This is a genomic window from Clostridium sp. DFI.1.208, from assembly GCF_024463855.1.
Classification (GTDB): Bacteria; Bacillota_I; Bacilli_A; order Erysipelotrichales; family Erysipelotrichaceae; genus Clostridium_AQ.
On record NZ_JANGCA010000046.1, the window covers coordinates 20,303 to 31,763 of the forward strand.

At 44.5% G+C, this 11,461-nt stretch carries 12 protein-coding genes; 6 read left to right on the forward strand and 6 right to left on the reverse strand.

Features of this window, described 5'->3' with window-relative positions:
* Positions 1-62: 62 nt before the first annotated feature.
* From NE665_RS18545 to NE665_RS18560, 4 genes are all read right to left on the reverse strand, one after another.
* On the reverse strand, positions 63-815 hold the full coding sequence (locus NE665_RS18545) for a 6-phosphogluconolactonase (protein WP_117444434.1): 753 nt from the start codon (positions 813-815) through the stop codon (positions 63-65).
* Complete coding sequence (locus NE665_RS18550; RefSeq protein ID WP_117444435.1) at positions 812-1,282, reverse strand: hypothetical protein; 471 nt, start codon at positions 1,280-1,282, stop codon at positions 812-814. The genes NE665_RS18545 and NE665_RS18550 overlap by 4 nt, the downstream gene beginning before the upstream one ends.
* The gene (locus NE665_RS18555) at positions 1,282-2,028 is read right to left on the reverse strand and encodes a 6-phosphogluconolactonase (RefSeq protein ID WP_117444436.1); all 747 of its coding nucleotides are present in this window, start codon (positions 2,026-2,028) and stop codon (positions 1,282-1,284) included. Before NE665_RS18555 ends, NE665_RS18550 begins: the two co-directional genes overlap by 1 nt.
* A gap of 65 nt (positions 2,029-2,093) precedes the next feature.
* Positions 2,094-2,858: a 6-phosphogluconolactonase gene (locus NE665_RS18560; protein WP_117444445.1), complete on the reverse strand. Its 765-nt coding sequence runs from the start codon at positions 2,856-2,858 to the stop codon at positions 2,094-2,096.
* A gap of 343 nt (positions 2,859-3,201) precedes the next feature.
* Here NE665_RS18560 and NE665_RS18565 point away from each other — a divergent pair, with 343 nt between their 5' ends.
* From NE665_RS18565 to NE665_RS18590, 6 genes are all read left to right on the forward strand, one after another.
* Positions 3,202-5,943, forward strand: a complete 2,742-nt coding sequence (locus NE665_RS18565; RefSeq protein ID WP_117444437.1) for a sigma 54-interacting transcriptional regulator — start codon at positions 3,202-3,204, stop codon at positions 5,941-5,943.
* Positions 5,944-6,011: 68 nt separating this feature from the next.
* Complete coding sequence (locus NE665_RS18570; protein WP_117444438.1) at positions 6,012-6,482, forward strand: PTS sugar transporter subunit IIB; 471 nt, start codon at positions 6,012-6,014, stop codon at positions 6,480-6,482.
* A gap of 84 nt (positions 6,483-6,566) precedes the next feature.
* Positions 6,567-7,316, forward strand: coding sequence for a PTS sugar transporter subunit IIC (locus NE665_RS18575; protein WP_117444439.1), 750 nt, complete (start codon positions 6,567-6,569; stop codon positions 7,314-7,316).
* A complete protein-coding gene (locus NE665_RS18580; protein ID WP_117444440.1) occupies positions 7,309-8,130 on the forward strand; it encodes a PTS system mannose/fructose/sorbose family transporter subunit IID in 822 nt (273 codons plus the stop codon). Before NE665_RS18575 ends, NE665_RS18580 begins: the two co-directional genes overlap by 8 nt.
* Before the next feature lies 1 nt (position 8,131).
* Positions 8,132-9,265 carry an SIS domain-containing protein gene (locus tag NE665_RS18585; protein WP_117444441.1) on the forward strand — a complete coding sequence of 378 codons (1,134 nt, stop codon included), beginning with the start codon at positions 8,132-8,134 and terminating at the stop codon, positions 9,263-9,265.
* 3 nt (positions 9,266-9,268) lie between these two features.
* A complete protein-coding gene (locus NE665_RS18590) occupies positions 9,269-9,655 on the forward strand; it encodes a PTS fructose transporter subunit IIA (RefSeq protein WP_117444442.1) in 387 nt (128 codons plus the stop codon).
* A gap of 152 nt (positions 9,656-9,807) precedes the next feature.
* On the opposite strand, the gene NE665_RS18595 is transcribed toward NE665_RS18590, so the two are convergent.
* Together NE665_RS18595 and NE665_RS18600 are read right to left on the reverse strand one after the other, a co-directional pair.
* Positions 9,808-10,269 carry a hypothetical protein gene (locus NE665_RS18595; RefSeq protein ID WP_256302596.1) on the reverse strand — a complete coding sequence of 154 codons (462 nt, stop codon included), beginning with the start codon at positions 10,267-10,269 and terminating at the stop codon, positions 9,808-9,810.
* Between the two features lie 4 nt (positions 10,270-10,273).
* Positions 10,274-11,386 (reverse strand): hypothetical protein, encoded by a 1,113-nt coding sequence (locus tag NE665_RS18600; protein ID WP_256302597.1) that lies wholly within the window; start codon positions 11,384-11,386, stop codon positions 10,274-10,276.
* Positions 11,387-11,461: the final 75 nt, after the last annotated feature.

The following is an 11,461-nucleotide window of genomic DNA, read 5'->3' on the forward strand; positions in this document are numbered from 1 at the left end:
CTTGAGCTTTTTGTTATTTAATTCCAAGCAAGCGTTACATTCTGTTTCCACAATTTCTTCGCTTACAAAGGAAGAAGTGTAGCTGCTGCCTCGTCAAGAACAATCGTGACATGCGGGTGCAGTTGAAAGATAGATACCGGAAATTCCATAGTGACAGGATCAAAGAACGCCTTCTTTGCTGTTTCGGCTTTTTCCTTCCCGCTTAACAGGAAAATAATATTTTTTGCGGACATAATTGTTTTTGGCCCCATTGTAATATAATGCTCTGGTATCCGGGATGTATCTTCGCTATGAAAGTCATTATGCAGCAGCTTGCGGGAATACTCTCTCAAATATGGCGTTTCATCCGTCCGCACAAGTCGCGTGCCTGTATTCCAGCTGTCAAAGGTACCTGGCTGGTTGCCGCAGAAATGGCCATTCTTCCCAATTCCCATAATCACAAGATCTAAGCCTCCCTGCTTCTGTATATCACTATCAAAGGTTTTATAATTTTCCATATCCAGATTATGGATATGGTCCTGTGCAACACCTGCGGCATGGAAGTATTTCGCATCGAGACTGACTTGACAAACAGAAATCTCTTTCTCATGATGCTCATCCTGGAACCAAAATTCATCAAAGATATAGTAATGTACAGGATCAAACCACGACCGTCCATGTACCTGTTTGGCAAGCAGCCGATATCCCTGTATACAGGTGCTTCCGGTTGTGATTGCGATATTGGTGCGTTCTTTTTCTGTATGCATATGCTTCAGCATCAGCTGAGCCATAACCTGACTCAATTCCCCATAATCTTTGGTAACAATAAATTTCATAGCATTCTCCTTTTCCATAATATTCGCAGCTGTCGTATGAACTGAAAAGCGGAAAGACCTGTTACAGCAAGTGCCAGTGTGACAGCAGCAGGTTGTTGATAGGTTTGATTCCATAGGATAAGCAGCGGAAAGACAATGAGAAAGCCGCTGACAATAAGCTGCTTCTGGTGTTGTCTGCACGATACATCCGTCTGCTTCGGCAGTTTCTTCACACAGGAAAGCTGGGGCAGAAAAACACGATATTCATATAGCTTTAACAGCACCAGCAGCATACAGCCTGCTGAGACAGCCAGCCAAAGCGGTAGCGACAGCCCCAGTGCAACGCCACAAAGTGCAGCCCCAGCAAACCAAGCCCCGTGCAATACCTGAAATATACCACACTGCTCTGCGGGTACGTGATAAAGCTTATGGCGCCGGGTATCCTCGATATATTGACAGTCCTGTTCACAGCGGTATACACGCAGCATTACAGCAGCTCTTTTATTTTGCCTGCGGCTGCCTCATCCAGAACGACTGTCACATCCGGATGCAGCTGAAAAATGGATACCGGGAAATCTTCACTGATTGGTCCGAAAAACGCCCGCTTCACTGCCTCTGCCTTTTGCTCACCACTCATCAGAAAAATGATACTTTTTGCCGCCATAACAGTTTTTGGGCCCATGGAAATATAATGATCCGGAATGCGTGCTGTGTCCTCACTGTGCAGATCCTCCTTCAGCAGCTGCAGCAGAAGCTCTTCAACAAGTGGTGTTGCATGTCTGTCAATACGATGTGTTCCTGTATTCCAGTTATCGAAGGTTCCCGGCTGATTTCCGCAGAAGTGGCCATTGCTTCCGACTCCCATAATCACCATATCCAATCCGCCAACCTGCTGCACATCCTTATCGAAGGTATCTGCATTGCTTTCATCCAGATTATGGATATGATCCTCTGCCACATCCGCAAGCTCAAAATACTTATAATCCAGACTTGCACGACAGATTCCCTTCGCATCACCCTTATACCAAAATTCATCAAAGATATAGTAATGCACATGATTGAAATATGCTTTCCCCTTTGTCTGTTCCGCTAGAATTTGGTATCCGCGTACAGGCGTTTCTCCTGTTGTAATGGAAATGTTGACACGCTGCCTGTCGCTATGCATATGCTTCAGCATCAGCTGCGCCATAACATTGCTTAATTCTTCGTGATCTTTTGTAATTATAAATCTCATATACTCACCGGCAGTTTACTAAACTGCCTTTTCCTTTCTGCTGATGATGCGGGATCAGCTCCCGTTCATATAAATTGTCTGATTTTAGCTGCGGCTGCTTCATCCAGCAGCACACGCACATGAGGATGCAGCTGAAAGATAGATACCGGAAAATCCATCGTAATCGGCTCAAAGAATGCACGACGTACTGTTTCCGCCTTTCCTTCTCCTGAGAAAATCATGACGATATGTTTCGCATCCATAATCGTCTTCGGTCCCATCGTGAGGTAATGGTCAGGGATTCTCGATACATCGTCACTGTGAATATCATCCTTCAACAGAAATTCCAGCAGCTCATTTACCTGCGGTGTACAATAGCGATCAATACTGTGACAGCCCTGTTTCCAGTCATCAAAGGTTCCGGGATGATTTCCGCAGAAATGACCATCTGTGCCAATTCCCATGATGACCATATCCATGCCGCCAGCCCGTTGTATCGCCTGATCAAAGGTTTCCACGTTATCATCCCGCAGCGTATGAATTCTCTCTTCTGGAATATTTGCTGCCTGAAAGAATTTCAAATCCATGCTCATCTTGTTTACCGGGATATCCTCATTCTGTGTTCCCGCATCTTTCGCATACCAGAACTCATCCACCACATAGTAATGGACATGTTCAAAGTATGCCTTGTCCTTCACCTTAGGAGCCAGGATTTGATAAGCCTGTATGGGTGTGGTGCCGGTTGTCACACAGATGTTGACACGTGGTTTATCCGTATGCATATGCTTCAGCATAGTGGATGAAATCACCTGACTCAGCTCATCGTAATCCTTTGTAATAATAAATTGCATGTGCACTTCCTCCTTTCCTTCTTTCTTTATCTTCATTATAAATACTCCTATGACAGGGCAGGGAAGTGTCGACACTTTGAACACTTATCTTCAAGATTCCGGCAGTCACATGCCTTCCTTTTTTCAAACGATTTGTCAATCTGATGCTTGAAATTCATACAACTGCATCCGTGTTTAATACTAAGGGCAGAGCAGGTCTTTCTTCCCTATATAATGGCAGGGCAATTAAAGCTTTTGATGACGATATTTTCTATCCATGTGTCGAAAGTGTCGACACAAAGCATATGACGCCTGATTCCCTTTAATATAAAAGTGGAAGGATTGGGTGCAGAAAGGAGCCGCAATGATTAGAGAAACAAAAAACGAGGTTTATGAATTTATTGTAAAATGCACATTTGAATTTTGCAGCAATCAGCTATTGAAATGTGACTCCAGCTATTTGAGCAAACGTCTGAACATTTCTCGTTCACTTGCCTCACAGTATCTGAATGAATTTTACAGAGATGGTATCTTTCTGAAAATTCATACCCGCCCGGTATATTTTCTGGATAAGCACACGCTGGAAAGCGTATATCAGATCAAGCTGGAAAATGATGAATTTTACGATGAAAAAGAGCTGATGGATCAGTTTGGTAAAGCTTTGCGTACGAAGCGCAGCTTTTTGAAAGCTGTCGGACATGATACCTCTCTCAGCGAATGTATTCTGCAGTGCCAGTCTGCTATTAAATATCCTCCAAACGGTCTGCCGATTCTCCTTTACGGGGAACGCGGCGTAGGCAAAACCTTCTTTACACGCCTGATATATCAGTATGCTATCGAGGAAGCGCTCATAGATAAGGATGCCAGACTGGTCTTCTTCAATGAAAGCAATTATGAGGAAAGCAATGGCAGGGAAAAGGATGTACAAATCATCTTTGGAACCTATCTGGATGATGGCTCGCAGAAATATCTAGGCGGTTTGATAGCTAAAGCAAAAAATGGAATTCTGGTCATTGAGAATGTTGAACGGCTTTCGCCACAGTGCTACTTTCTATTGATTCAGTACATGCAAAGCGGGGAATATACGATTTCCTCGGGAAAGCAGGGAAAGGTATTCAAATCCAGAACACGGATTATCTTTACCAGCTGTATGGATTCCAGACAGAGTATACATAACGCTTTCTTTCACAGCATACCGATTATCTGTCATATCCCGAGCCTTCAAAACAGACCGATTGAAGATAAGGAAATGCTTATCATTGAATTTTTCAAAGAGGAAGGCTTGCGTTTAAAGAAAAATATTCTCATTTCCAGCAAAGCGTTTCTTGCACTGGTAAATCACACCTATGAAAACAATATTGAAGAATTATCCACCTGCATACAGTCAAGCTGTGCAAATGCCTATCTGTCACATGATGTGTCAGATGATCTGCATATCTATCTTTACCACCTCCCGGTATCCATCATCAATTCTCTGACGCTTGATAAAAGCAGCAGTGAAGAGGAATACATGATTGATATTTGCAAATATCTGCCACAGACAAAAAACGGAAGAATTATTGATTTTTTTGATTTCATCGTGATTGCCTATCGGGAATATGAAAAAGGAAGCATTGATCTAAAGCAGCTTCTCGAACGCTGTATCGATAATATGAATGTCTATTATGACTACATCGTATTTGAACATAAATATTACAATGCCCGTGTTCGCGCCTATGAAAAGGCCGTTTTAGACGTCTTTGAAAATATGCTGGACCGTTATGATATCTACATACCATCCAACTGTGCCTTCGTGGTGGCACGCGTTATCTACAGCTATATGCAGATGTTTTCTTCCATCCGCAGCTACGAGGTACAGCATGCTGATGAAATCAGTAAGGTCATTCACCTGTTAAAGGAGCATTATCCGACAGGCTATCGAAGTGCCATGGAGATTATGACAAAGATACGACAGACAATCGATGTGGAAATCAATGATATGAATCTGATTTTTCTGATTTTAAATATTCAGTTTTATAACCGTTCCATAGATAAATACCGTTATAACTGCATCATTATTTCACATGGCTATTCCACCGCCTCTTCCATTGCGGATGCGGCCAACAAGCTGATTGGAAGCCATATTATGGAAGGTATTGATATGCCCGTTACTACATCCATGGAAGACATCGTTACAAAGCTGAGGAAATATATCAACGATAACAGCATACGCAAGGATTTGATTCTGCTTGTGGATATGGGTTCTCTGGAGAATATCGGCAAGCAGCTGATTGAAGAATGCGGTATCAACATAGGTATTATCAATAATGTATCCACCAGAATGGCGTTGCACGTGGCCGGTGAAATACGAAGAAATATAGAGATGAAGGAGCTGCTGAGCAAGGTAAGCAGAGAAACGGTTTGTGAATATAAGATTTTCAGCAATATCAATCGCAAGAAGGCGATTATATTTACCTCAGAAACAGGAATGGAAGCTATCGAACGTGTTGTTCAGCTATTTAAAAACAGCATGCCTAGACAGATTGATATCAGTATTTTCGCCTACGACTGTCTCAGCCTTCAGAAAAATAAGGAACAGGATGATATATTCAAGCTGTATGACGTACTGTTCATTGTGACTACAACACGACTAAGGATTCGCAATGTACCGAGTGTACCAATGGAGGATGTCATTGCATTTAAGGACGTGGATGGCATAACCTCAACATTGAACAGCTATTTCACGAAGAGCGAGCAGGAACAGTTCAATCGCAATCTCATTAAGAATTTCACCTTGGAAAATGTTATGAACTACCTGACCGTTCTGAATGCGGACAAGCTGATCACCTTCATTGAAGAAGCGCTGGATCACCTGCAGGAGCTGCTGGGTATGCTGATTGCCAATGAAATCATGGTCGGCATGTACATTCATATATCCTGCATCATAGAGCGGCTGGTCATGAAAAATGATATTGTCCAGAAGGAACGGGGTTGCTCTTTGAATGTGGAACAGAAACGGTTTCAGAAAATGTTCAATGACAGCTTTGCAAAAATTATGGACTATTACAAGGTGAACATCCCTGTGCGTGAGATTTTGTATATGTATGATTATATATTTAAAAAGTAGTGCCTGAAGCATACGGAGGCCTGAGCTCACCACCGTATGTACGATAAGGAAAGAAAGGAGAGATTTGTATGATCAGCATGTTTCGTATCGACTTTCGTTTACTGCATTACCAGACTTCACAGGTGTGGCCGAAAAAGCTGGATATCAACATGATTGTTGTCGCTAATGATGCAGTGATACAGGACCCTCTGCGAATGAGCCTGATGAAAATGTCAGCTCCGGCAAATTGCGGATTAAAAATTCTATCTGTGGAAGCTGCAGGGGAGTATCTCACAGACCCGAAAAGCGAACGTCGAAGAATCGAATTGCTTGTTGAATCACCGAAGGATGCTCTGCGTATTATCCGCAGCGTACCCGGAATACAGCATCTGAATGTAGCGCTTATGAAAGGCGGACCGGGTAAGAAGATGGTATGTCCTTCCCTTGCCTTTGCCCCTGAGGATTATGATGACCTGCGCAGCATCGTAGACCTTGGTGTAAAAGCAGAATCCTATGTAACACCGGATGAACGTCCGGTATCCATTACGAAGTATTTATAAGAAAGAGGAGAAGTGAAACAACAGATATACGTTTGTGTTGTTTCATTGAAATTTACTCGCAGAAGGCGAGAGAATGGAGAACTTATGCAAACAGCAATCTTACTGGGCCTTGTATATGCATTCGCATGGTCCATGGACAATATCGCAGGAAGCTCCTTTATGGACAGACCAATTGTATGTGGTGCCTTGACAGGTCTGGTCATGGGGAATTTTGAACAGGGGCTCGTTATTGGGGGAACACTGGAGCTGGTATGGATGGGATTTATCAGCTATGCCGGTATCATTAACGGAGAAACACGTATTGGGGCAATTCTGGGAACCTATTTTGCACTGGCAACAGGGAACAGCTTTGATGTCGCTATCTCTATTGCTATGCCAATCGCGATTTTGGGCGGAAATGTCTCCAATGCCTACAACATCGTTGTCAGTTATCTGATGCATCGCTGGGCTGACAAATGGGCTGCGGAAGGAAATTATAAGAAAATCGGTCAGTTTCACCTTGGTGTCGGTTTTGTAAAGCTTTTCTTTATGACAGCCATTGTATTCCTTACCGTGCTACTGGGAACCGGTGCAATTACATCGCTAATTAACGTCATTCCGGAGAATATTCTTAACGGGCTTGGCAAGGCCGGAGAAATGCTGACTGCTGTCGGATTTGGTATGCTTTTAAACATCCTCTGGGATAAACGCTTTATCGGCCTGTATTTTGTAGGCTTTGCAGTAGCTGCATTCCTGAATCTGAATGTCATTGCAATTACCATCATCGCAACAGGACTTGGCTTTGTTGCCATGTATGCATCAAAGGACGAGAAGGGAGAAGACGCATATGAGTGAGAAAACGTTTGAAATCACAAAATCAGATTTACATAAGGTCTTTTGGCGCAGTATACCGATTGAAATTTCCTATAACAGTGAGCGATTGCATAATATGTTTTATGTATATTCCCTGACCCCGATATTTAAAAAGATTTATAAGGATGACCCGCAGGGAATGCGGGATGCTCTGGTACGGCATATGCAGTTTTACAATACCTGTCCGCAGTTCGAGGCAATCGTTGTTGGTATTGTTGCAGCGCTGGAAGTGAAAAATGCGGAATCCGGCAATACGATGGGACCTACGATCGAAGCGGTCAAAACCTCATTGATGGGACCTACAGGTGTTATCGGTGATGCCTTCTTTCAAACCGGCGGCTTTCGTATCATATCCGCGAGTATCGGTGCCTCCATGTGTATCGCAGGCAATCCGTTTGGTCTGCTTCTCTATTTCCTGATTTATAACGTACCGAATTATCTGGTGCATTGGTGGGGGATTCATCAGGGCTTTAAAATGGGCTCCGTCTTCATTGAAAAGGTCGTTAATTCCGGTGTTTTGCAAAAAATTACAGATTTATGTCTGATTGTCGGACTTAGTGTGGTCGGTGCGCTGACGAGTGCATATGTATCGTTGTCCACTCCATTGCAGATCAGCTATGGAAAGGAGCCTATCATTATTCAGGAGCTGTTTGATCAAATCTGTCCGAATCTTCTACCACTGCTGCTGACACTGTTATGTGCATGGCTGATGCGGAAAAAGAATGTTAAGCCAACTGTTTTGATGATCTGGGTTATCATTATCGGTGTCATTCTGGGCTCCTTCGGTATCATCTGATATGGAAAATGCTAAGACAACAGCAAAGGAACAGGAATGCTCTGCACTATTGCGGGCTATTGCTGATCAGCCTTTGCTTATCCGCAGTCTTTTGAAGCATAAGAAAGAGCTCACTGAGGATTTCGTTCAGCATTTTCTGACGCATTCAGTCAAAAAAGTTTACTTCTGTGCACAGGCATCCGGAACTTTTGTAGGAAATATGCTTGCCCCCTGTATGGAACAATTGCTGCAGGTGGAAACAGAGGTATGCAACCCAGCTTCTTTTCCTGCGTATTTTCAATTCAACATCAATCAGCTGTATAAACCGGACGAGCTGCTTATGCTCTGCCCTGCACATTCAGGAACAACTACGGGTCCTATCCGCATGGCACAGGAATGTAAACGATTGCATATTCCAGTAATATGTACGACAGTCAATTCAGCATCTCCGCTTGCAAAGCTGTCGGATATCGTCATCGGCAAGTGTTGCGGTTTTGAGGAAAGCTTTATCGAAACACGTACCCACATGGCCTCCTTGATGATTTTCTTTCTTTGTATCATAGAAACAGCAAAACAGAAAAAGATGCTCTGTGAGCAGGATTACACATATTATCAGCAATACTTTTCCAGATTAGCAGACAGTATTGATCGTATTATAAGAGATACAGCAGACTGGTATAAAGACCATAGGGAGCTGCTGCAGACGAAAATGATTGCACGCTATATCGGAGCAGGACCGTATTATGCTGTTGCACAGGAAGGCGGATTGAAGATAGCGGAGGCAACAGCCATTGCTTCTCTGGTATATGAGCAGGAAGAATTTATGCATACGGGTACCACGCAGATTCAAAAGGATAGTTTGTTATTTCTGATTGCCCCTAGCGGTGTACAGGAAACACGAATGCTGGAGCTGATCCGCTGGTGTCGCTTATATAGCGATTATGTAATTCTAATCGCAGAACATTCTCATCCATTAAAAGATTCAAAAGCATTGCTGTGCCACTTTCAAAATGATCCGTATTGCAGCGTCATGGAATATATGGTACCCTTTCAAATGCTTGCTTACCTGCTTGCAAAAGATAGAGGGCTGAGTGTTGTTCATGCGGCAAATGATGGTGCTTCTGCTTATCTGAAGACGCACACAGAGGAGGTATGATTCATGAAATACATCATAGCGACCCATGGATATCTTGCGGATGGCTATGTCAGTTCCATACAGGTGTTAACAAAAAAGAACAATATTTACGCTATTAACGCCTATGTTGATGACAGGGATGCTGCACAGCAATTAAAAACACTCATTGAATCATTTGAGAACCAGGAGGAAATCATCATTTTCACCGATCTTATGTGCGGAAGCATGACACAGGCGGTAGCTCCCTATCTGAACAGATATAATGTGCGCTGCATAACTGGAGTCAATTTACCGTTGATTCTGGAATTCGTTTTAACGACAAGTACCATCGATGATGCATATATAGAACACACCATTCAGGAGGCACAAAAACAGATGGTGTTTGTCAATCATTTGTTGAAAGAGGTATAACGAAAATGTATACAGAAGTATTTAGAGAATACTCATCTGTATACATTTTTTCTATATGATTATGAGAAAAATACACTTGCCAGGTCTCTTCTGAATTACGCAGAGCTTGATAGGAAGAGATGATACGCTTTAACCTATTCTTCCATTATATTTTAATTACTCTGCAGCACCTTCACATATTTATAGAAGGTCGCCTTTTTCAGTGAGGTCCTTCTGCGGTAGGTCTCCAGTGGGATATGGTTCTTCTGACAGTATTCCACCTGTTCCTTGAAATCCTCCGGCAGACTCGCACGCGGTCTCCCATAGCTCCCCGCTCCCTCTTTCTTCTTCTCCAGTGCCTTCACGATCCCCTTATACTGCGCCTTCTTCAGCTCCTCCCGCTTCTTTCGTTCCTCTCGCTTCATCAAATACAGGATGTCCAGATATACATCCGGGGATATCCGCGCATCCTTCACCTGTAGACGGATATCCTTTTCCCCACAGTAGCGCAGCTTCTCCTCCAGATCCTGCTCATCCCTGCAGAACGCACTCAGCGACAGCACCTCCAGCACATCCTTCTCCATCAGCTTCCCCTTCAGCTCTCCCCAGTTGTCCTCATATCTTCTTACACACATACCTTCAACTCTCCTTACGTCTCTTCCTTACCCTGCTTCCCTTTCCGCTCTTTTTCATATACAGGCCGCCGACCAGGCTCACTCCGAGGAACCCGGCTGCCGCAAACATCGCCGTGCTTCCCAGCGCCAGCTTCTGATCCACCCTTCGGCTTCCACCGACCAGTCCGCTCACCCACGTGTTCAGACTCTTCTCCTCCACCGGCAGACTGCGCTGTGAAAACACATAGTCCTTCCCCGGTGCCATCCTCACCTCGATGATGTTCTCCTCGTCGATTTGCAGGTCCTTTCGGATGTAGACCAGATCCCGCTGTTCTACCGAATACTGATACACTCCGTATGTGTGATCCCAGCTCGCAGGTACTCCGATCCCGATATACACCGGTACCTTGAGCTGTGCCTGCTCGCACTGCAACAGATACACGATATCGTTCGTCCCTGCCATCTGGTACATGCTCTTCTTATGCTCACACTTCGCGCCGAACTCGAACTGCAGCTCTTCCTCCTTCAGCTCCTTCACATCCTCATACAGGATGCGCAGACGGTAGTGCATCTTCCCTTCGCTTCTGTCCACGACGCGCATCACGATGTTCTTCTGCTCTTCCTTCGCCTTTTCGATCAGTGCCGGATAGATCGTCAGATGCTCCTGCTTCTCCTCCCAGCGATAATACACGACGCCCTTTTCTCCGGTGCCGTCCCTGCGGATCCCATAGACCTCCTGATTCGCATCTGCGATATTCGGTCGCAGACTCATCAGCGAAGCATTCTTCCCGCCGTTTTCCTTGCCTTTTCCTGTCTCATTCTCTTTCTTGGAGGTGGTCTCTTTATCCTTATCTCCCGGTGTCTTGTCCTTCTCCGGAGCTATCGGGTCTTCCTTCTTCGGTGTATCCGTATCTTTGGGGTCTTCCTTCGACGGATCGTCCACCACCGGCACATCGATATCGATGTCACTGTCCACATTGCCGTACAGTGCGCCGTACATCTCTCCCTCCATCTCCTGGGAATAGGGGAGATCCGTCACGATGCTCCCGTTCTCATCATGCTCATTCGCATCCTCTGCCTGCACGCTCTGCAGGCTCATCGTCATCAGGATCATGAGCAGGATCGCTGCCTTCTTCATGTCTTTACACCTCCTCTCAGTTCAGTATGTGTACGACATTCTCCGTCACTGCCTCTCCTACGAACTGCTCACTCT